The sequence below is a fragment of the Mesorhizobium sp. B2-1-1 genome (assembly GCF_006442975.2).
GTDB lineage: Bacteria > Pseudomonadota > Alphaproteobacteria > Rhizobiales > Rhizobiaceae > Mesorhizobium.
The window spans coordinates 862,660-881,963 of record NZ_CP083954.1 but is presented as its reverse complement, the minus strand read 5'-3'; the positions used below and the strand labels follow the sequence as shown (position 1 = coordinate 881,963).

General features: G+C 64.9%; 20 protein-coding genes. 10 read left to right on the top strand and 10 right to left on the bottom strand.

Translation table 11 applies throughout. The features are described 5' to 3' along the window. Window positions 1-15: 15 nt before the first annotated feature. Window positions 16-279: a YMGG-like glycine zipper-containing protein gene (locus FJ972_RS04170; protein WP_140492153.1), complete on the bottom strand. Its 264-nt coding sequence runs from the start codon at window positions 277-279 to the stop codon at window positions 16-18. 276 nt (window positions 280-555) lie between these two features. Between FJ972_RS04170 and FJ972_RS04165 the strand changes: the two genes are divergently transcribed. Next, a complete protein-coding gene (locus FJ972_RS04165; RefSeq protein ID WP_140524566.1) occupies window positions 556-963 on the top strand; it encodes an ACT domain-containing protein in 408 nt (135 codons plus the stop codon). Window positions 964-1,140: 177 nt separating this feature from the next. Here FJ972_RS04165 and FJ972_RS04160 read toward each other — a convergent pair whose 3' ends face one another. Continuing rightward, a complete protein-coding gene (locus FJ972_RS04160; RefSeq protein WP_140492147.1) occupies window positions 1,141-2,175 on the bottom strand; it encodes an aspartate-semialdehyde dehydrogenase in 1,035 nt (344 codons plus the stop codon). A 463-nt stretch (window positions 2,176-2,638) separates the two neighbouring features. On the opposite strand from FJ972_RS04160, the gene FJ972_RS04155 reads away from it, so the two are divergent. From FJ972_RS04155 to FJ972_RS04145, 3 genes are all read left to right on the top strand, one after another. Further along, window positions 2,639-4,501, top strand: coding sequence for a DEAD/DEAH box helicase (locus tag FJ972_RS04155; RefSeq protein WP_140524564.1), 1,863 nt, complete (start codon window positions 2,639-2,641; stop codon window positions 4,499-4,501). Window positions 4,502-4,617: 116 nt separating this feature from the next. Then, window positions 4,618-5,331 (top strand): DUF805 domain-containing protein, encoded by a 714-nt coding sequence (locus tag FJ972_RS04150; protein WP_140524562.1) that lies wholly within the window; start codon window positions 4,618-4,620, stop codon window positions 5,329-5,331. A gap of 72 nt (window positions 5,332-5,403) precedes the next feature. Further along, window positions 5,404-6,075 carry a DUF805 domain-containing protein gene (locus FJ972_RS04145; protein WP_140514041.1) on the top strand — a complete coding sequence of 224 codons (672 nt, stop codon included), beginning with the start codon at window positions 5,404-5,406 and terminating at the stop codon, window positions 6,073-6,075. Here the strand turns inward: FJ972_RS04145 and FJ972_RS04140 are convergent. The 5 genes from FJ972_RS04140 to FJ972_RS04120 form a co-directional block, all read right to left on the bottom strand. Then, window positions 6,065-6,547: a GNAT family N-acetyltransferase gene (locus FJ972_RS04140; protein ID WP_140524560.1), complete on the bottom strand. Its 483-nt coding sequence runs from the start codon at window positions 6,545-6,547 to the stop codon at window positions 6,065-6,067. The two genes, FJ972_RS04145 and FJ972_RS04140, sit on opposite strands and share 11 nt — an antisense overlap. 5 nt (window positions 6,548-6,552) lie before the next feature. After that, window positions 6,553-7,656 (bottom strand): 3-isopropylmalate dehydrogenase, encoded by a 1,104-nt coding sequence (gene leuB, locus FJ972_RS04135; RefSeq protein WP_140492129.1) that lies wholly within the window; start codon window positions 7,654-7,656, stop codon window positions 6,553-6,555. 258 nt (window positions 7,657-7,914) lie between these two features. Further along, window positions 7,915-8,265 carry a VOC family protein gene (locus tag FJ972_RS04130; RefSeq protein WP_140524558.1) on the bottom strand — a complete coding sequence of 117 codons (351 nt, stop codon included), beginning with the start codon at window positions 8,263-8,265 and terminating at the stop codon, window positions 7,915-7,917. A gap of 13 nt (window positions 8,266-8,278) precedes the next feature. After that, window positions 8,279-8,662, bottom strand: a complete 384-nt coding sequence (locus FJ972_RS04125; protein ID WP_140524557.1) for a RidA family protein — start codon at window positions 8,660-8,662, stop codon at window positions 8,279-8,281. A gap of 113 nt (window positions 8,663-8,775) precedes the next feature. Next, window positions 8,776-9,879, bottom strand: coding sequence for a saccharopine dehydrogenase family protein (locus tag FJ972_RS04120; protein ID WP_140524555.1), 1,104 nt, complete (start codon window positions 9,877-9,879; stop codon window positions 8,776-8,778). Between the two features lie 126 nt (window positions 9,880-10,005). On the opposite strand from FJ972_RS04120, the gene FJ972_RS04115 reads away from it, so the two are divergent. Further along, window positions 10,006-10,434: an Lrp/AsnC family transcriptional regulator gene (locus FJ972_RS04115; RefSeq protein ID WP_140492118.1), complete on the top strand. Its 429-nt coding sequence runs from the start codon at window positions 10,006-10,008 to the stop codon at window positions 10,432-10,434. A gap of 40 nt (window positions 10,435-10,474) precedes the next feature. On the opposite strand, the gene FJ972_RS04110 is transcribed toward FJ972_RS04115, so the two are convergent. Then, on the bottom strand, window positions 10,475-10,960 hold the full coding sequence (locus tag FJ972_RS04110; protein ID WP_140524553.1) for a hypothetical protein: 486 nt from the start codon (window positions 10,958-10,960) through the stop codon (window positions 10,475-10,477). Between the two features lie 212 nt (window positions 10,961-11,172). On the opposite strand from FJ972_RS04110, the gene FJ972_RS04105 reads away from it, so the two are divergent. Together FJ972_RS04105 and FJ972_RS04100 are read left to right on the top strand one after the other, a co-directional pair. Continuing rightward, on the top strand, window positions 11,173-11,538 hold the full coding sequence (locus FJ972_RS04105; protein ID WP_140524551.1) for a RidA family protein: 366 nt from the start codon (window positions 11,173-11,175) through the stop codon (window positions 11,536-11,538). 40 nt (window positions 11,539-11,578) lie between these two features. After that, window positions 11,579-12,814 carry an amidohydrolase/deacetylase family metallohydrolase gene (locus FJ972_RS04100; protein ID WP_140524549.1) on the top strand — a complete coding sequence of 412 codons (1,236 nt, stop codon included), beginning with the start codon at window positions 11,579-11,581 and terminating at the stop codon, window positions 12,812-12,814. A gap of 232 nt (window positions 12,815-13,046) precedes the next feature. On the opposite strand, the gene FJ972_RS04095 is transcribed toward FJ972_RS04100, so the two are convergent. After that, window positions 13,047-14,837: an NAD(P)/FAD-dependent oxidoreductase gene (locus FJ972_RS04095; RefSeq protein ID WP_140524547.1), complete on the bottom strand. Its 1,791-nt coding sequence runs from the start codon at window positions 14,835-14,837 to the stop codon at window positions 13,047-13,049. 195 nt (window positions 14,838-15,032) lie between these two features. After that, window positions 15,033-15,977: a MurR/RpiR family transcriptional regulator gene (locus FJ972_RS04090; protein ID WP_140524545.1), complete on the bottom strand. Its 945-nt coding sequence runs from the start codon at window positions 15,975-15,977 to the stop codon at window positions 15,033-15,035. 327 nt (window positions 15,978-16,304) lie between these two features. Between FJ972_RS04090 and FJ972_RS04085 the strand changes: the two genes are divergently transcribed. The 3 genes from FJ972_RS04085 (at window position 16,305) to FJ972_RS04075 (ending at window position 19,240) form a co-directional block, all read left to right on the top strand. After that, the gene (locus tag FJ972_RS04085; RefSeq protein ID WP_140524544.1) at window positions 16,305-17,138 is read left to right on the top strand and encodes an ABC transporter ATP-binding protein; all 834 of its coding nucleotides are present in this window, start codon (window positions 16,305-16,307) and stop codon (window positions 17,136-17,138) included. Next, window positions 17,135-17,989 carry an ABC transporter permease gene (locus tag FJ972_RS04080; protein ID WP_140524542.1) on the top strand — a complete coding sequence of 285 codons (855 nt, stop codon included), beginning with the start codon at window positions 17,135-17,137 and terminating at the stop codon, window positions 17,987-17,989. Before FJ972_RS04085 ends, FJ972_RS04080 begins: the two co-directional genes overlap by 4 nt. 78 nt (window positions 17,990-18,067) lie before the next feature. Continuing rightward, window positions 18,068-19,240 (top strand): ABC transporter substrate-binding protein, encoded by a 1,173-nt coding sequence (locus FJ972_RS04075; RefSeq protein ID WP_140514055.1) that lies wholly within the window; start codon window positions 18,068-18,070, stop codon window positions 19,238-19,240. Window positions 19,241-19,304 lie beyond the last annotated feature (64 nt).

Below are 19,304 nucleotides of genomic sequence, written 5' to 3'. Positions count from 1 at the left end.
TGCGGATGCTGCCGCTCAATAGCCGCTCGGGCAACGATCGACATAGACATGGCCGCGGCTGTCGCGATAACGGCAGCGGCCCGGTTCGCTGGCCCGCCCGATCAGCGCGCCGGCCACGGCACCGACCGCGCCGCCGACCACGGCGCCCTGGACGGGATCGCCCGCCACCGCCGCGCCGACCGCTGCTCCGCCCAGGCCGCCGACGGCCGCGCCTTTTTCCGTCTGCGAACAGGCGCCAAGCGCTGCCGTCAGCACCAGAATGGTCATGATTTTCTTCATTGTCGTTCCTCTCTCACGGGGATCGCCGTCCTCGCCGCCATGTTCCTAACTCCCAGGCGGCCGATTTGATCCCTAGACATTGAAGGCCGGCGCTTCGCCGCGCCTGCCAAGGCCATGCCGATCTCCGGCAAGCATATGAAATCGTTGATGCTCTCACGCCGCAGCGCAGTTCTCTCGCCGGGTTGTCCGTGCAGCGCGCCGGCGTGGCTATCGGCCCGCTTCGGTCGCGTATATGAAAAGCTGGCGGGCGTGGCCCGTCAGACAAGAGCAGGCGAGATGGCCGGAGAGACAGATCTGAAGACATTGCTGGCGTCGATGATGCCGCAATTGATTGCCGGCATCCATGTCTTCGCCACGCTGCCGGCGGGTGTATCGGTTCCGGAAGGACTCGAAGCGGTCATGCTGTTTCGCGAATGCGAAGGCACGACATTGATCCTGCCCGAAGACGAGGCGCAGGCAGCCGGGCTGGAAGCCGTTTTCCGCTGCCGCATGATAACGCTGAACATCCATTCGTCGCTGGAAGCCGTCGGCTTCCTCGCCGCCATCACCGCACGCCTCGCCGCCGCCGGCATGGGCGTCAATCCCGTCTCCGCCTTCTATCATGACCATCTGTTCGTGCCGGTCGACCGGGCCGAGGAAGCGATGAGGTTGCTGCGGGAACTGGCGGCGGAAAATCGGACATAGGCCGGCGCCCCCCCTCATCCGCCTGCCGGCACCTTCTCCCCATATAAGGACGGGGGGAAGGTGAGCTAACGGCCGAAGGCCGAGCCCGCGACTGCGGGCCGCCGGTCGTCCGGCGCCCTCGCGGAGGGCCAGCCGCGGCAGCGGCGGTGCGGCCCGCGAGCGAAAGCCAAACAGCCGTCAGGCTGCCTTCTTCTTCGGCTGGATCAGGCCGCGCTCGACCAGCAGTTCGGCGATCTGCACCGCGTTGAGGGCGGCGCCCTTGCGCAGATTGTCGGAAACGATCCACATCGACAGGCCGTTGTCGATGGTCGAATCCTCGCGGATGCGCGAGATGAAGGTGGCGTCCTCGCCGGCCGATTCCAGCGGCGTGATGTAGCCGCCGTCCTCGCGCTTGTCCAAGACCTGGCAGCCCGGCGCCTCGCGCAGGATGTCGCGCGCCTCGTCGGCGGTGATCGGGTTCTCGAACTCGATGTTGACCGCTTCCGAATGGCCGATGAACACCGGCACGCGCACGCAGGTCGCCGTCAGCTTGATCTTGGGATCGAGCATCTTCTTGGTCTCGGCGACCATCTTCCACTCTTCCTTGGTGAAGCCGTCATCGAGGAAAACGTCGATATGGGGGATCACGTTGAAGGCGATGCGCTTGGTGAACTTCTTGACGTCGACCTGGTCGGCGACGAACACGGCGCGGGTCTGCGTGAACAGCTCGTCCATGCCTTCCTTGCCGGCGCCCGACACCGACTGGTAGGTGGCCACGACGATGCGCTTGATGGTGGCCGCGTCATGCAGCGGCTTCAGCGCCACGACGAGCTGCGCCGTCGAGCAGTTCGGGTTGGCGATGATGTTCTTGCGGGTGAACAGCGAGATCGCATCCGGGTTCACTTCCGGGACGATCAGCGGCACGTCGGCGTCGTAGCGGAAGGCCGAGGAATTGTCGATGACGACGCAGCCCTGCTTGCCGATCTTGGGTGACCATTCCTTCGAGACATTGCCGCCGGCCGACATGATGCAGATGTCGGTGTCGGAAAAGTCGTAGGTGTCGAGTGCGCGGACCTTCAGCGTGCGGTCGCCGAACGACACTTCCGTGCCCTGGCTGCGGCGCGAGGCAAGCGCCACCACTTCGCTGACCGGAAAACCGCGCTCTTCCAGTATGTTGAGCATTTCGCGGCCCACATTGCCCGTGGCGCCAACTACTGCAACCTTGAAACTCATAAAGATCTCCTATCCCTCTCCGCTTGGTTGTTGGAGAAAACCCGCCGGCCAGGTGCGGGTTCCGTCCCCCGGGCCGAACCCGGGAGAGGGTGGTCAGGCCAAGGGAATCACACCGTTTTGGTGGTGGTTTTGGCCGTTACTTTGCTGGAACGGGGGGACGCGCCGAAACGCCCGGCGCAATGATGCTCATTGCGGCTGGGGGCATCGAATGCAAGAAGAGCCATCAAAAGGCCGCGCATCGAAAAACGATCCCGTTCGAAGCGGGCTTTTACGCGGTTTGCGGCAGGAGTCAATCAGTGGTGTTTCTTCCTTCCCTCCTTGCGGGAGAAGGGAAGGCGGTGCCGCCTGCCCTGTACAAGAGCGGCGCCAGCAAGTACGAACGGGCGAGATCGTCTGGCTGGCGCTGCGCCAGCCCTGTATGTGCTCCATGATGAGCGCAAGCCCTGAATTCCGAAAGAGCGAGATGTCCAACTTCGAAGCACTTGTTCCTGCGCTGGCAAAGGCGCTGGAAAAACGCGGCTATGCCGAACTGACGCCGGTGCAGAAGGCGGTCCTGGAACTTGGCCAGGCCGACGCGCTGGTGTCGGCGCAGACCGGTTCCGGCAAGACGGTGGCCTTCGGTCTTGCCATGGCGCCGACGCTCCTCGGCGGCGCCGACCGCTTTGCCCATGCCGCAGCCCCGCTGGCGCTGGCGGTGGCGCCGACGCGCGAGCTGGCGCTGCAGGTGACGCGCGAACTGGAATGGCTCTACGAGCTGACCGGCGCCACGGTCGCCTCCTGCGTCGGCGGCATGGACATGCGTACCGAACGGCGCGCGCTGGAACGCGGCGCCCATATCGTCGTCGGCACCCCCGGTCGGCTGCGCGACCACATCACGCGAAACTCGCTCGACATGTCGGCGCTGAAGGCGGTGGTGCTGGACGAAGCCGACGAGATGCTCGATCTCGGTTTTCGCGAGGACCTGGAATTCATCCTCGACGCCGCCCCCGCCGAGCGCCGCACGCTGATGTTTTCGGCCACCGTGCCGCGCTCCATCGCAACCCTCGCCCAGGGCTATCAACGTGACGCCGTGCGCATCTCGGCCGCCGGCGAGGAGAAGCAGCATCTCGACATCGAATACCGGGCGCTCAGCGTCGCCCAGGCCGATCGCGAGAACGCCATCATCAATGTGCTGCGTTTCTACGAGGCGAAAAACGCGCTGGTGTTCTGCAACACCCGTGCCGCCGTCAACCATCTCACCGCACGCTTCAACAACCGCAATTTTTCCGTCGTCGCGCTCTCGGGCGAGCTCAGCCAGAACGAACGCAGCCACGCGCTGCAGGCGATGCGCGATGGCCGCGCCAAGGTCTGCATCGCCACCGACGTCGCGGCGCGCGGCATCGACCTGCCCAATCTGGAGCTGGTCATCCACGCCGACCTGCCGACCAACCCGGAAACGCTGCTGCACCGAAGCGGCCGCACCGGACGCGCGGGTCGCAAGGGCGTCAGCGCGCTGATCGTGCCCAACAGCGCCCGCAGGCGCACTGAACGCCTGCTGGCGAGCGCAAAGCTGACCGCGACATGGGCAAGTCCGCCATCCGCCGACGACGTGATCCGCCGCGACGACGAGCGCATCCTTGCCGATCCCGCCTTCGACGAACCGGTGAAGGACGACGAACGCGGCTTCATCGACGCGCTTCTCGCCAAGCACGGCGCCGAGCAGGTGACGGCCGCCTTCGTGCGGCTGTGCCGCTCGAGCCGCTCGGCGCCAGAGGATCTGATGGACGTCGCGCCGTTCACGCCGTCGCGTGAAAGACCGGCGGGCGAAAACTTCGCGCGCCGCGACGAGGCGCCCAGCCGCCGCGACGATTTCGGCGCCAGCGTCTGGTTTTCGCTGTCGGTCGGGCGCCGGCAGAATGCCGAGCCGCGCTGGCTGATTCCGATGCTGTGCCGCACCGGCAGCATCACCAAGCGCGAGATCGGCGCCATCAAGATGCAGCCGGAAGAGACCTTCGTGCAGATCGCCGCCGACTGGGCCGACCGTTTCCTCGCCGCCGTTGGTCCCGACCGCAAATTGCAGGGTAACATCGTGGTGAAACGGCTGGACGGCATGCCGGACCTGTCGCGCGCCGGCTACCAGCCGCCAGGTCCGGACAAGAAACCGCATCGCGGCAAGGCGCCGTTCGACCCGAACGCGCCGAAGCGCAAATTCGAGAAGCGCGCGCCGGCTGGCGACCAGCGCCCCGCCGCATCGGACGCGAAGCCCTGGGCGAAAAAGCCGGGCAAGCCGAAATTCGACAACGCCGGACCGCCGAAACCCAAGAAGGCGAAGAAGCGGCCGAGCTGAGATCTCCCGGCCATGTCGTCACGATGGCTGCCGCGCCAGCCGTCGCATTTTCATGCTGCCCCTTGCGATCCGCCGGAACTTTGAACAGTCTGGTCGGGCGTTCGGGGGATCGGGGCATGCGCGGCGAAGTTCTTCACTATGACGAGACCCAGGGCTTCGGCTTCATCACCGGGGCGGATGGTGAGCGCTATACTTTCGCGCGTGAGGATCTGCGCCGCGAAATCGCAATTGCCCGAGGCACGGCCGTTGAATTCCAGCCCGGCGGCGGCCAGGCGCGCGACATCTTCCCGGCCGGCGCCCAATCCGCGCCTCCAACCGGCGTGGCCGCCGCCGCCCATGCGCGAACCGGTGCGTCCGTCTCTTCCGCTGCTCAAATCGCACAGCCGCGGCATTTTGGCCGCGCCGCCAGCACCGGGCCGGCCGAGCCCGGCCTGTGGGGTTATTTCTGGCGCGGCATCACCGAGAATTATTTCAACTTCACCGGCCGCGCCCGCCGCAAGGAATACTGGGCCTATTGCCTGTTCTGGTTCGTCGCGCTGCTGGCAGTGACCGGCATCGGCATTTTCGCCGATGCCGCGATGGGCAATCTCGACGACGCTGAAATGCCGGCGGTGACGATTGGCCTGTTCGGCCTTTTCCTACTTGCGACCTTTCTGCCTGGCCTCGGCATGACCGTGCGTCGTCTGCACGATATCGGCCTGACCGGCTGGCTTTTCCTGGTGATCCTGATCCCCACCATCGGCAGCCTGATCATCCTGGTCTTCGCGCTCATCCCGACCCAGGCCCGGGAGAACCAGTGGGGACCGGTGCCGGCGGGCGCCAGAACGTAGCCCTGCGTGCGTATTGCAATTACGTGCAACTTTAAGTAGCGTCTCGCGACGCAATGTGAAATGGGGCAGAGCATGCGCGGGACGGTGTTCCACTATGACGAAGGCCAGGACTACGGTTACATCAACGGAACCGACGGCAAACGCTACATCTTTTCCCGTATCGATTTCAGCCTGGAACTGCCCCTCGGCAAGGGTACCCTTGTCGAGTTCCAGCCGGGCGACGGCACGGCGCACAACATTGTCGCCACGGCCTCGGCCGCATCGTCGTCAACCACCAGTCAGCCACGGCAGACCAGCCGTTCTGCCCGAAGCCGTCCCGCCTACTCCACAGGGCTGTGGGCTTATTTCTGGCGCGCGGTGATCGCGGATTATGGTAATTTCACCGGACGCTCCCGCCGCAAGGAATTCTGGGCCTTCTGGCTATTCTACACCCTCGGGGTGCTCGCGCTTTTCGGCTTCGGGATACTTGTTGAACTGGCGATCAACGGCTTCGAAACCAACGCGGACAGGACGCCGATGGGGTTCATAGGGTTCATACCCCTACTGGTTTTCTTTTCGGGATTGATCCTGCCTTGCATTGCGCTCCTCGTACGGCGTGCGCATGACGCCGGCCTGAGCGGCTGGTTTGCCCTGCTTTGCTTCGTCCCGCTCATTGGCGGCATCGCCGTGCTAGTCTTCGGGCTTATGCCGCCTCAGCTGGGCGAAAATCCTTGGGGACCGGTGCCGGCGGGCGTCAGGGTCTGACCGCCCCCAGCGCCTCGCCCGAAAGCCTGAGAAAGATCTTCTGGCCGTGGCGTTCGGCGCCAAGCCGGTCGTAGAAGCGCAGCGCGCCTTCGTTCCAGTCCTCGGTGGTCAGGTCGATGCGGCCGATGCCGTGGCGCCGGCAATGGTCGGCGAGAAAGCCGACCAGCGCCCGGCCGACGCCGGCGTTGCGAGCCTTGTCGCGCACGAACAGATCCTTGAGGAACAGCAGCCGCTCGAGGTCGATGCCGGGATGCGCGATCGCCACAGATGCCAGGCCGCTGATCTCGGCCCCGACGAAAGCCAGCGCGAAATGCGGATAGGCCGGGCTTTCCTCGCCCAGCCATTTGCGTGCCGCCGACAAGGCGCGCTCGTGGTCGAGCGGCGGCTGCCGGTAATGCACCGCCATGTCGCACAGCATCGTGGCGAGCGCCGTCGCGTCGCCGGTCGTCGCCCAGCGGACGTCGACCGTCATGGGGGTCAGCCCAGGAACTTGGCGATGATCGCGTCGCCCATCTCGACGGTGCCGACCTCGGTCATGCCAGCCGAGAGGATGTCTTTGGTGCGCAGCCCGTCGTCGAGCACGGCGGCGATTGCCGCTTCGAGCTTGTCGGCTTCATCGACCATGGCGAAGGAATAGCGCAGGCACATGGCGAAGGAAGCGATCATGGCGATCGGGTTGGCGATGCCCTTGCCGGCGATATCGGGCGCCGAACCGTGCACCGGCTCGTAAAGCGCCTTGCGCTTCTTGGTCTTGGCATCAGGCGCGCCGAGCGAGGCGGAAGGCAGCATGCCGATCGAGCCGGTTAGCATGGCGGCGATATCTGACAGCATGTCGCCGAACAGGTTATCGGTGACGATGACGTCGAACTGCTTGGGCCAGCGCACCAGTTGCATGCCGCCGGCATCGGCCAGCATGTGGTCGAGCTTGACGTCGGAATATCGGGCCTTGTGGGTCTGGGTGACGACCTCGTTCCACAACACGCCGGACTTCATGACGTTGCGCTTTTCCATCGAGGTGACATGGTTCTTGCGCGTGCGCGCCAATTCGAAGGCGACGCCCGAAATGCGCTCGATCTCGAACGTGTCGTAGACCTGGGTGTCGATGCCGCGCTTCTGGCCGTTGCCGAGATCGATGATCTGCTTGGGCTCGCCGAAATAGACGCCGCCGGTCAGTTCGCGCACGATCAATATGTCGAGGCCTTCGACCACCTCTTGCTTCAGCGAGGAGGACGCCGCCAGCGCCGGATAGCAGATCGCGGGCCTGAGATTGGCAAACAGCTCCATGTCCTTGCGCAGGCGCAGCAGGCCGGCCTCGGGGCGAACCTCGTAAGGCACGGCATCCCATTTCGGACCGCCGACGGCGCCGAACAGCACGGCGTCGGCGGCAACAGCCTTTTCCATGTCGGCATCGGAAATCGCGGCACCATGTGCATCGTAGGCGCAGCCGCCGACCAGCCCCTCGTCGGTGGCGAAGCCGCTGCCGAGCTTCTCGTTCATGGCCGCTATCAGCTTCTTGACCTCGGCCATGGCCTCGGGGCCGATGCCGTCGCCGGGAAGCAGGAAGAGATGTTTCGAAGCCATGGAGAGCCGTCCCAGAAAGAATGCGTTTCGATTTTGCACAGCATCCTTCGCGCGCCAATGAGGCGCGCGGCGCTGTGCGACCGCGGCCTTGCTAACCGCCAAGTGGTTGCGACGCAAGGAGGAACAATTGGCGAAGGCGGCTAAGTGCGTAATCTCCCCCTTGAGGGCCCTTGTGGGGGAGTGGCCGGCAGGCCAGAGGGGGGCGCTGTCCCGCCAACACTTCCAGGCCTGCAGTCGCCTTGGCGCTTTGCAGATGTTTCACCGATGCGAGAGAATGTTGACCAGCCGGTTGAAAGGGTCGCGCACATAGAAGCGCCGCACGCCCCAGGGCTCGTCGGCCGGCCCGTATTCGATGGCGAAGCCGGCTGCCTTCATGGCGTCGAGTGCGGCATCAACGTCGTCGACCTCGATCGACAGGTCCGGCACCGGCGTGCCCGACCCGCCTTGCGCCATGAAGCTGACCTGTACCTGCATCCTTTCCTCGGACCCGTAGGTGACGATCCAGCCTTGATCCATGAGCATATCGAGGCCGAGCACGTCATGGTAGAAGCGCCTCGCCGATGCCGCGTCCTTTGTTTCGATATTGGCTACGATACGCCGCACTGCCATGGCATTGGCCTCCTCAGTCTGTGCGCCGAAGCGCCGTCACCTCGATTTCGATCTTCATCTCCGGTCTGTTGAGCTGGCACACGATCATCGTTGCCGCCGGCCTGATCTCGCCGAACGCTTCGCCGAGAATGGGGAACACCACGTCGACGAAGGCCTGGTCGGTGATATAGTAATGCGCGCGCACCACATCTTCCATGTCGAAGCCGCCGTCCCGCAAGGCACTGGCGATGGTTGCCAGGCAATTGCGCGTCTGCGCCTCGACCGTTTCCGGCATCGTCATCGAGGCATAGTCATAGCCGGTCGTTCCGGACACGAAACACCAGTCGCCCTGCACCACGGCGCGCGAATAGCCGGCGGTCTTCTCGAAGGGCGAACCGGTGGAGATCAGCTTTCGCATGGCATCCTCGCAAGGGGTGTTCGCAACCACTTTGCGGGCAAAGGCCTCGCACGGCCATAGGCCAGACGGAGCTGGCCGTTGTCCCGAGGGCCTTGGCCGTCCGCTGGGGCGCGTCAGCTCGCCAGCCGGCTGACCATCTCGTGCTGGGCGTAGGCCCGGCCGAAGCGGTTGGCGAGGAAGGCGTCGAGCGCGATGTCCTCCTGCTTGACGAAGCCAGTCGCCGGCAAGGTGCCGTCGGCCAGCATGTCGAGCACGGCGCAGATTCCCGATGCCGTGGTGATCTGGATGGCGCTGCGCACCGTCTGGCCGACCCGCTTCGAATAGATCTTGTTGGCGTAGGTCTCCTGCAGCAGGCGGCCGTTCTTGCGCCCCGAGACGGTGACGAAGACGATGACCACGTCCTGCAGCGTCGCTGGCAGCGCGCTTTCGAAAATGTCCTTCAGCACCTCGCGGCGGTGGCGCAGGCCGAGGTCGTTGAGCAGCGCCTTCATGATGGCGGCGTGGCCGGGATAGCGGATGGTGCGATAGTTGAGCGTGCGCACCTTGCCCTTCAGCGTCTCGGCCAGCGTGCCGAGCCCGCCGGAGGTGTTGAAGGCCTCGTAGGTCACCCCGTCGAGCGAGAATTCCTCACGCTCCTCCAGCGGCGGCACCTCGACCAGCTCGCCCTCGACGATCGCCTCGCAGGGCTCGCAATATTCGTTGATGACGCCGTCGGTGCTCCAGGTCAGATTGTAGTTCAGCGCGTTCGAAGGATATTGCGGCAGCGCGCCGACCCGCATGCGCACGCTCTCCAGCGTATCGAAACGGCTGGCGAGGTCGTTGGCGACGATCGAGATGAAGCCCGGCGCCAGCCCGCATTGCGGGATGAAGGCGTTGTTGGCCGAACGCGCCAGTTCCTTCACGCGCCGGGTCGAGACGACGTCCTCGGTGAGGTCGAGATAATGCACGTCGGCGCTTGCGGCGGCTTCGGCGATGCGCGTGGTCAGATGGAAGGGAGCGGCGCTGAGCACCGCGAATTTTCCGGCGAGCGCAGCTTCCAGCGTGCCCGCGGCCGCGATGTCGAGTTCCAGCGTCTCGACCCCGTCAGGCAGTTCGGCCGCGGCAAGCTGCGCGGCCGAGCGGTCAACGAGAGTGACGTGATAGTCCCCGGTTGAAAACAGCATCTCGGCAATGGTCGAGCCGATCTTGCCGGCGCCAACGACAACAATTTTCTTCATGACCCGGTTCCCTCGCCCGACAGTTGATTTGTCCCGCTACAATCGCGGCTTGCCGGACGAAAGGAAGCGTGGAATTGTACGAAATGAAGTACCCTTTTTGTCGATATGCCGACCAGGTTCGTTGAAATGCTCAGTGATGCCGACCAGGCCCTGCTTGCCCTGTTGCGCGAGAACGCCCGCGCCTCGACCGCCGCTCTGGCGCGCCGGCTCGGCGTGTCGCGCACCACGGTGCAGAGCCGCATCGAACGGCTGGAGCAGCGCGGCATCATCGCCGGCTACGGCGTCAAGCTTGCGCCCGATTATGAACAGGGACTGGTGCGGGCGCATGTGCTGCTCACCGTGACGCCCAAGCTCGCCGACAAGGTGGTGCGCAGCCTGCGCGCCCTGGCGCCGGTCAGGACGCTGCATTCGGTGAGCGGCAATTTCGACATGATCGTCATCGCCGACGCGCCGTCGATCAAGGACCTGGACACGTTGCTCGACCAGATCGGCGCCCTCGAAGGGGTCGAACGGACGTCGTCGTCGATCATCCTGTCGACGCGGATCGATCGCTAGAGCACTTGGCCCACAGACGATCTGGATGAAGGCGCCCGCCTCAGCCTCCCAGCGGGTAGGGCATGTAGCCGACGAAGCCCGCGATCTTCCAGCTGCCGCCGACCTTCCTGCAGAAATACAGCGTCTGCCATTTCAGCCGATCGACATCGCCATCCGCCTTGGCGACGGTGCCGTCGAATTTCTTGTGCAGCACGGCGCGGTCGCCGTCGACATCGATGTCGCGCAGGTTGGTGACGCGGAACAGCGCCTCGCGCAGCGGCTCCGCGAATTTGGTCGCCGCCGTTTCCTTGGCCTGGCGCAGCCACTCGTCGCGATAGATCTCCAGCCGCGGGAACTGCAGCCGCCAGGCGTCGGCGTTGGCAAGAAAATGCGCGTGCATGCCGAAGAAGCTTTCGGCGACAAAATCGTCCTCGACCATGGACCAGTCCTGACCGATGAAGGCATCGATGTCGCGCCGCACCAGCATCTCCCAGAGGGCGTGGCGGTCGGCATCCCCTGATGGAAACGGGTTTTTGTCGAAGGTCATTCTCGGTTCTCCGCTCTGGAAATGCGCCCGTCCGTTTCAAGCCCGGCCGGCGAGCGCGCACGATGCAAGCGCTTCTGTAATAAAGCAACATGGATTTCCAGGAATGTTGCTTTCCAACAAGACCTCTATCGGGATCGCCTCGATCGGGGTAAATCTCGGCCGAAGCGGGCGCTCCCATCGTGTCCCGTCATAGCATCAGAGGAGGTCCGCTCTTGCCCAAGCAATGTTTTGGAACGTCGCATGTCCCGCTGTCACCCGCGGTGCGGGCCGGCGACTTCGTCTATATCTCGGGCCAGGTGCCGGTCGGCGGCGACGGCATCGTGGTCAGGGGCGGCATATCCGAACAGACGGAGCAGGTGCTTTCCAACGTCAAGGCGGCGCTGGCGCTGGCCGGCTGCACCATGGACGATGTGGTCAAGACCACCGTCTGGCTGGAGGACGCGCGCGACTTCGGCGCCTTCAACGCCGTCTATGCGAGGCATTTCCCGAAGAACCCGCCGGCCCGCACCACGGTCGAATCGCGGCTGATGATCGACATCAAGATCGAAGTGGAAGCCGTCGCTTACCGGCCGCTCTGACGGCCGTCGGCGGGGATGGAACGAAGCGGAGGCGCGCCCGATGCAATTTGATCTTCTGTTCAAGGGCGGGCGGCTGATCGATCCGGCGGCCGGGCTCGACGCGCCGCGCGATCTTGCCATCGCCAATGGCCGCGTCGCCGCCATCGACGCCGACATTCCCGCCGACCGCGCGGCCAGCGTCATTGATGCCAAGGGCTGCATCGTGGCGCCCGGCCTCGTCGACCTGCACAGCCACGTCTATTGGGGCGGCACCTCGCTCGGCGTCGATGCCGACCGGCTGGCGGCCAAGAGCGGCACCACCACCTTCATTGATGCCGGCAGTGCCGGCGCCGGCAATTTCCTCGGCTTCCGCCGCCATGTCATGGAGCGCTCGAAGGTGCGCATCCTGGCTTATGTCAACATCTCCTTCGCCGGCATTTTCGGCTTCTCGCAGACCGTCTCGGTCGGCGAGTGCAGCGATCTCAGGCTCTGCGAACCGCGCGAAGTGGTGGCGGCGGTGCGCGAGCACGCGGACGTCGTCGTCGGCGTCAAGGTCCGCTCCGGCAAGCATGCCGGCGGCACCAGCGGCATCGCGCCGGTCGATCTGGCGCTGGAGGCGGCCGACAAATCCGCTCTGCCGCTGATGGCGCACATAGACGAACCGCCGCCCGGGCGCTCGGAAGTGCTGCCGCGCCTGCGCAGGGGCGACATTCTCACCCACTGCTTCCGACCGTTTCCGAACGCGCCGGTCTTCGCCTCCGGCGCCGTGCGGCCCGACATGCGGCTGGCGCGCGAGCGTGGCGTCATCTTCGATCTCGGCCACGGCATGGGCTCGTTCGACTTCGAGGTCGCTCGCGCCATGCTGGCCGAAGGGCTGGCGCCCGACGTCATCTCGAGCGACGTGCATCTCTACTGCGTCGACGGTCCGGCCTTCGACATACTGGTGTGCATGTCGAAGCTGCTGGCGCTCGGCATGCCGCTGGTCGAGGTGTTGCGCGCCGCCACCCAAGCGCCGGCGCAGGCGATCGCGCGGCCTGATCTGGGCACGCTCAAGGTCGGAACCGCCGGCGACGTCGCGCTGCTGCGGCAGCATTCCGGCCGCTTCACCTTCATCGACGCGGTCGGCGCCTCGCTGGTCGCCGACCAGCGGCTGGTCTGCGAAGGCATCGCCATCGGCGGCGCCTGGTGGCCGAACGAGACGATGAACGATGTCGGCGACACCGAGCGTTTCGAGGCGCATGTGGGGCATACGCATGTCGAGGTCGCGGCCAGGCATTTTGGGCACCGGCATGATTGATTGATCTCGGTAGCACTGCGCCGCCTGTCTTGCCGCGGCTGCGAGTTTGGCTAATGGCTTCCCCCACTCCGTCGCTGCTCCGCAGCGCCACCTCTCCCCCCTCCGGAGGGAGAGGAAGGGAGCCTCCCGGCATAAGCTCGCGACCTTCCTCTCCCCCGTCGATCGGGGGAGAGGTGTCGAGCGAAGCTCGACGGAGTGGGGGTCGACCTTCCCTCGAAGCAACGCTTCCGCTTCACCGTCGCGCGTTGCTGACCGCCCCGTAAACCGGCGTCGCAATCCCCTCCATCCGCGCCTTGATCTGCAGCGCCACATATTTCGAATAGAAGCGCGAGAGCGCCAGATTGCCGCCGTGGAACCACAGCCCTTCCTGCGCCGTCGGTTTCCACATGTTGCGCAATTCGCCCTGCCATGGCCCGGGATCGCCCTTGACGCCGGAACCGAGACCCCAGCACGGGCCGACCCTGTCGGCGACCTCGCGCGAGACGATTTGCGCCACGGTTTCATTCATCGACTGATAGCCGGTGCAGGCGATGATGGCGTCGGCTTCAAGTTCGCTGCCGTCCTCGAAGAGAATGCCTTTCGCCGTCAGCGACTTGATCGCCACGCCGCTGCGGATGCCGATCTTGCCGTCGATGATCAGGTCCGAAGCGCCGACATCGATGTAGTAGCCGGAGCCGGTGCGGTAGGCCTTCATCAGCAGGCCGGTCTCGTCGTCACCGAAGTCGAGGGCGAAGCCGGCGGCGGCGAGGCGTTCGTAAAATGCCGCGTCGCGCGTGCGGATGACGTCATAGAGCGCCCGCTGCCCCTTGGGCACCAGCGCGAAGGGCGTCGAGGCGACGATCATGTCGGCCTCTTCGGTGGTGATGCCGCGCGCCAGCGCGTTCTCCGAAAAGATCTCGAAACCGACTTCCATCAGCGTGTCCGACTTGACCACGGTCGTCGGCGAACGCTGGATCATGGTGACCTCGGCGCCGCTTTCCCAGAGATCGACGCAGACGTCATGCCCGGAGCTCGCCGCACCGATGACGGCGACCTTTTTGCCGCGGAACTTCTCGCCGCTGGAATACTGGCTGGAATGCAGGATCTCGCCCTTGAACCGGTCGGCGCCCGGCAGGTCGATCGGCCGCGCCGGACCGTAGGCGCCGGTGGCGAAGACGATGTGCTTGGGCTTCAGCGTGATGTGCTGGCCGACGCGGTCCACGACCACGGTCCAGACCTTCTCGGCCTCGTCATAGCTGGCGCTGACGCATCTGGTGGCGACCCAATAGTTGAGCTCCATGACGCGCGTGTACATTTCCAGCCAGTCGCCCATCTTGTCCTTGGGCGTGAAGACCGGCCAATTGTCGGGAAACGGAATGTAAGGCAGATGGTCGTACCAGACCGGATCGTGCAGCACGAGGGTGCGGTAGCGCTTGCGCCAGGAATCGCCCGGCCGGGCATTCTTCTCGATGACGATCGAGGGCACGCCGAGCTGCCTGAGCCGCGCGCCCAGCATGATGCCGCCCTGGCCGCCGCCGATGACCAGGCAATAGGGCTGCTCCGAAGCGCCAAGCTCGCGGGTCTCGCGCGCCCGCGCCTCCGACCAGGTCTCGCGCTCCGGGTCGGCCTTGTGGCGCACGCCCAGCGGCCGCGTCGCGCCCTTGCGCTCCTCGAATCCTTTCAGGTCGGTCATTGCCGTGAACAATGTCCGGCAGCGGCCGTCGCGCAGGCGCATGATGCCCTGGCCCGAGGCCACGGCGGTCTCGAAGGTGAACCAGGCCTCGATTATCCCCTCGTCCGAGGTGGCTTCGCCGGTGAGCTGCCATCTTGCCGGCCGCGTCGCTGCCAGCGTCGCCTTCAGCATGTCGGCGATCGCCTCGCGCCCTTCCATCGTGGTGACGTTCCAGGTGAAGGTCAGGAGGTCACGCCAGTAGCAATCGTCGACGAACAGGTTGGCCGCGGCCGTTATGTCACCGGCTTCGAGCGCCTTGTCGAAAGCGCCGAGCCATGCGGCTGCCTGTTGCGATGGTGCTATTTCGAGCATTTGTTTCCCTCTTTTTCGCGTTGGCGCTGTCCGGTGTTCCCTTCTCCCCTTGTGGGAGAAGGTGGCCTCGCGGAGCGAGGTCGGATGAGGGGTGCTCCAGCTCGGCACGGACGGCACTACGTCACCCACCCCTCAACCGTCTCGGCGCTGCGCGCCGATCCACCTTCTCCCACAAGGGGAGAAGGGAAAAGCCTCCTAATCCCCGAGCGGCTCCATCTCCTTGCCGGTGCGGTGGATCTGGGCATTGTATTTGATACGGCGGACCGTCTCGCGGGCCGAGCCATCAAGCTTGTAGGCGGCAGCCACCGCCATCAGGTCGATCATGGCCAGGAAGGCGAAGCGCGATGCCGTCGGCTTCAGCGTATCGGGATATTCCGGCACCGCCACGGTCAGCCTGACGTCGCCGACGCGCGCGAGCTCGGTGTCGGGCGCAGTCACGCAGATGGCATTGGCGCGGTAGTGCTTGGCGAGTTCGACCGCCTCGATCACCTCGCGCGTGCGCCCCGTCGCCGAAATGGCGATCACCAGGTCGCCGGGCTTCAAGGTCGAGGCGGTCATGCGCATGAGATAAGGGTCGCATTGCGCGCTGATCGATATGCCGTAGCGAAACAGCCGGTATTGCGTTTCCTGCGCCAGCGCCGAGGAACTGCCGCCCAGTCCGAACACCGTAACCTGGCGCGCCTTGGCGATCAGCTCGGCGGCCTTCTGCAGCTGGACCGGATCGAGCTGCCGCTCGGCCTCCTGCAGCGCCCGCCGCGCTTCGCCGAACACCGCGTTCCAGAACGGCATGCCGGTGTCGTTCTCCCTGGCTGGCGAAGTGTCCAGATAGAGCGCGCCGACGACGAGGCTCTGCGCCAGCTTCAGCTTGAAATCACGCACGCCCTCGCAGCCGATGGCGCGGCAGAAGCGGGTCACCGTCGGTTCGCTGACGCCGGCACGCTGGGCAAGGGCGGCGTTGGAGGCATCGACCGCGTATTTGACGTCGTCGAGCACGACATCGGCGACGCGGCGCTCGGCCGGACGCAGCTCGGCATAGGTATCCTTGACCAGCGAGATGATGTCGGGAATGCGCCGCACAGGCTCGCGCCCGTCCGCCTCGCCATCCGTCATCAGGTTTTCCCGGCTGTCAGCTTCGGTCATGAAGTGGCCTTCCCTGGTCCCTTGTCGACCTCTTACCATGCTTGCACGCTGTCGTTCCATGTGCACGGCCCCGCTGCAACTGCTGCGTGCCGTTGCGGCGTGCCACCCGGCTTTGCCCATCTGCAACGCCGCCTTGTTGTGCCACTTTTCCCGAGTATGTAGGAAAGCAACACGCATTTCAAGATAAAGAAAAGACAATGAAAGCAGGTATATAGAGGAATAGGCGGCTCTCAACGGCGGAACGACCGCGCTCTTCGCTTGACACCAAAGTAGGATAGTTACAGACTGATTTTTGGCAGTCGATTGGACGCACTCTCCGAGGGGCGGATGAACGCGGGCGAAACAACAGCGCCGAAGCTTGGTGTGCAGGCAGCGACCAAGATCTATCACACCGCATCCGGCGACCTCCTGGCGCTGGACCGCTGCAGCCTCGACGTCCACGCCAATGAAATCGTTTCGATCGTCGGCCCGTCCGGCTGCGGTAAGACCACGCTTTTGTGGTCGATGTCGGGCTTGCACAGCCTGACCGGCGGCGAGATCCGGCTCGACGGCGTCAAGATCACCGGCCCGCATCCCGACATCGGCATCGTGTTCCAGGAAGCGAACCTGCTGCCTTGGCGCAATCTCGATGCCAACATCCGCTTTCCCTTCGAGATCAAGGGCGAGAAACCAGACCGCGCATGGATCGCGCATCTGCTCCACCGCGTCGGGCTCGACGGTTTCGGCGGCAAGTTCCCGCGCGAGCTTTCGGGCGGCATGCAGCAGCGCGCCGCGATGGTGCGGGCGCTGGCGCCAAAACCCTCCGTGCTTTTGATGGACGAGCCGTTCGGCGCGCTCGACAGTTTTACCCGCGAGGAGATGAACCGTCTCGTCGAGGAGATCTGGCTCGACACCAAGACCACCATCGTCTTCATCACCCACAGCATTGAGGAAGCAATCTTCCTCTCCGACCGCGTGGTGGTGCTGAGCGCGCGCCCCGGCCGCGTCGCCAGGGAATACCGCGTGCCGTTCGCGCGGCCGCGCTCGCTGGAGATCATGGCGACGAAAGAGGTTTTCGACCTCACCAACCGTATCAAGATGGACATCGTCGGCGAGCGCGTCAGGCCCAAGGCACCGGAGCAGGAACGCGTCGGCGCCGAGATCGTGAGGATCAGGCCGTGAGCGACGCCATCCCGGAATTCTCCAAATCCAAATCGGGTGCCAAGCCCGGCGATGGGCAGGACGTCAGCCTGACCAATCTCTCGGCCTTCGCCAGCGGCCCCGGCATCAAGTCGGGCAAGGAGGTGGCGGCGATCATCGCTGTCGCCGTGATCATCATCGGCGGCATCGAACTGGCGCTGCGCCTGTTCCATGTACCGCTCTACATCATGCCGCCGCCAAGCTCGATCGCCTACGCGCTGTTCGACGAGTTCCCGCTGATTGCGCCGCATCTCGGCTACACGCTGGTCGAGCTGGTTTCCGGCTTCGCCATCGGCGCCGTCGTCGGCCTGGTGCTGGCCGCCGTCATCACCCAGTTCCCCTTCGCCGAAAAGATCGTCGCGCCCTACATCCTGCTTCTCGTCACCACGCCGATGCTGGCGCTGGTGCCGCTTTTGATCCTTCGCTTCGGTTTCGGCTACACGCCGCGCATCATCGCGGTGGCGCTCGCCGCCGGGCCGATGGTGATGATAAACGCGGCCACCGGCTTTCGCCGCGTCGACAGCGCCAAGATCGCGCTGGCGCGCTCCTATGGCGCCAGCACCTTGCAGATATTCTGGAAGATCCGCGCGCCGATGGCGCTGCCGATGATCCTGGTCGGACTGATGATCGGCGCCATCTTCGGCCTGCTGACCGCAGTCGGCGCGGAGATGGTCGGCGGCGGCTTCGGCCTCGGCAACCGGCTCACCACCTATTCGTCGATGATCCAGATGCCGCAATTCTTCGCCGTGGTGCTGATCCTGTCGACGCTCGGCATCCTGATCTACGTGCTGTTCTTCCTGATCGGCAAGAAATGGGCGAGCTGGGAGGCTTGAGCACGAGATCATGAACGCCCCGGAGCGGGCGAAAGGCCATCGATCAACAAGAAGGTCAATCAACAAAAGGGGAATGCCATGACCGACCAGAACTCATTCCAGACGGCGACAAGAACGGGTATCAGCCGCCGCACCTTCCTGCAGGTGACGGCAGCCGGCGTCGTGACCGCCACCGCGCTCGGTGCATCGGGCTTGAAGGCCAGGGCGGCGGCCTATGAAAAATTCACCTGGATCTCGCCGCGCGGCACGCTCGAAGTGCTCGACGACTATCCTTATTGGGCAGCCAAGAAGGCAGGCTATTTCGACGGGCTCAGCACCGACATGCAGCCGGGCCCGTCGGACGGCACGGCGACGGTGAAGTTCGTCGATGTCGGCCAGGCCGATATGGGCTTTCCCTCGCCCGGCGTGTTCTCCTTCGCCATCCAGAACGGCATGAAGCTGAAGTCGGTGTTCCACATGGGCGCGCGCGACACGTTCTCCATCGCCTTCCGCAAGGGCGAGGGTACGAACGACTTGAAGAAGCTGGAAGGCAAGACCATCCTGCTCGGCTCCGCCGCCTGGCAGTCGATCACCGATCCGCTGCTCGCCGCGCAAGGCGTCGACATCAAGAAGGTCAAGTATGTCGAGGCCGGCTGGCCGACCTGGGGCACCGCGCTCGCCGGCGGCCAGGGCGACGCTGCCTTGTCGTGGGAGGGGCTGCGCGCCGAATGGATCGCCAAGGGCCTCGACTTCGAATACTGGCTCGGCGTGAAGAATTCCAAGCTGCCGGCCAACACCTTCGTCGTGCGCGCCGCCGATCTCGAAGATCCCGACAAGAAGGCGTTCCTGGAAAAATATCTGCGCGGCTGGGCGATGGGGCTGGAGTTCGGCTACCAGAACCCACGCGCGGCGGTCGAAGCGGTGTTCGAGCAGTTCCCGACATTGGCCAAGAACCTCGGCCCCGAGCTCGGCACCACCTCGATCCTGCAGCAGATCAACGTCTTCCGCGGCGACATGGACAAGCGCGGCGGCTGGGGCTCGCACGACATGGCGAGCTGGCAAGGCTTCTTCGACGAGATCCACAAGATCGGCCAGATCACCAATCCGGTGAAGGCCGAGGATGTCTGCACCAACGAGCTGATTCCGGCCGCCAACGACTTCGACAAGGCCAAGGTCAAGGCCGATGCCGACAGCGTCAAGCTGACGGAGGGCTTTGCCGCGCTCGATGTCGAGAAGATCAAGGCGCATCTGTTCGATTCGGCGGTGAAGTAAGAGCTGCAAAAAGAGGTCGTTCATTGCCCTGTCTTGGCTCCTTTCCTCTCCCTCCGGACAGGGG

Coding starts and splice junctions, on each gene's coding strand:
- FJ972_RS04150 (WP_140524562.1), top strand. CDS start 4,618: ATGCGCGGCGAAGTTCTTCACTATGACGAGACCCAGGGCTTCGGCTTC.
- FJ972_RS04170 (WP_140492153.1), bottom strand. CDS start 279: ATGAAGAAAATCATGACCATTCTGGTGCTGACGGCAGCGCTTGGCGCC.
- FJ972_RS04075 (WP_140514055.1), top strand. CDS start 18,068: ATGACCGACCAGAACTCATTCCAGACGGCGACAAGAACGGGTATCAGC.
- FJ972_RS04145 (WP_140514041.1), top strand. CDS start 5,404: ATGCGCGGGACGGTGTTCCACTATGACGAAGGCCAGGACTACGGTTAC.
- FJ972_RS04100 (WP_140524549.1), top strand. CDS start 11,579: ATGCAATTTGATCTTCTGTTCAAGGGCGGGCGGCTGATCGATCCGGCG.
- FJ972_RS04130 (WP_140524558.1), bottom strand. CDS start 8,265: ATGGCAGTGCGGCGTATCGTAGCCAATATCGAAACAAAGGACGCGGCA.
- FJ972_RS04155 (WP_140524564.1), top strand. CDS start 2,639: ATGTCCAACTTCGAAGCACTTGTTCCTGCGCTGGCAAAGGCGCTGGAA.
- FJ972_RS04160 (WP_140492147.1), bottom strand. CDS start 2,175: ATGAGTTTCAAGGTTGCAGTAGTTGGCGCCACGGGCAATGTGGGCCGC.
- leuB (WP_140492129.1), bottom strand. CDS start 7,656: ATGGCTTCGAAACATCTCTTCCTGCTTCCCGGCGACGGCATCGGCCCC.
- FJ972_RS04090 (WP_140524545.1), bottom strand. CDS start 15,977: ATGACCGAAGCTGACAGCCGGGAAAACCTGATGACGGATGGCGAGGCG.
- FJ972_RS04115 (WP_140492118.1), top strand. CDS start 10,006: ATGCTCAGTGATGCCGACCAGGCCCTGCTTGCCCTGTTGCGCGAGAAC.
- FJ972_RS04120 (WP_140524555.1), bottom strand. CDS start 9,879: ATGAAGAAAATTGTTGTCGTTGGCGCCGGCAAGATCGGCTCGACCATT.
- FJ972_RS04095 (WP_140524547.1), bottom strand. CDS start 14,837: ATGCTCGAAATAGCACCATCGCAACAGGCAGCCGCATGGCTCGGCGCT.
- FJ972_RS04165 (WP_140524566.1), top strand. CDS start 556: ATGGCCGGAGAGACAGATCTGAAGACATTGCTGGCGTCGATGATGCCG.
- FJ972_RS04125 (WP_140524557.1), bottom strand. CDS start 8,662: ATGCGAAAGCTGATCTCCACCGGTTCGCCCTTCGAGAAGACCGCCGGC.
- FJ972_RS04085 (WP_140524544.1), top strand. CDS start 16,305: ATGAACGCGGGCGAAACAACAGCGCCGAAGCTTGGTGTGCAGGCAGCG.
- FJ972_RS04140 (WP_140524560.1), bottom strand. CDS start 6,547: ATGACGGTCGACGTCCGCTGGGCGACGACCGGCGACGCGACGGCGCTC.
- FJ972_RS04110 (WP_140524553.1), bottom strand. CDS start 10,960: ATGACCTTCGACAAAAACCCGTTTCCATCAGGGGATGCCGACCGCCAC.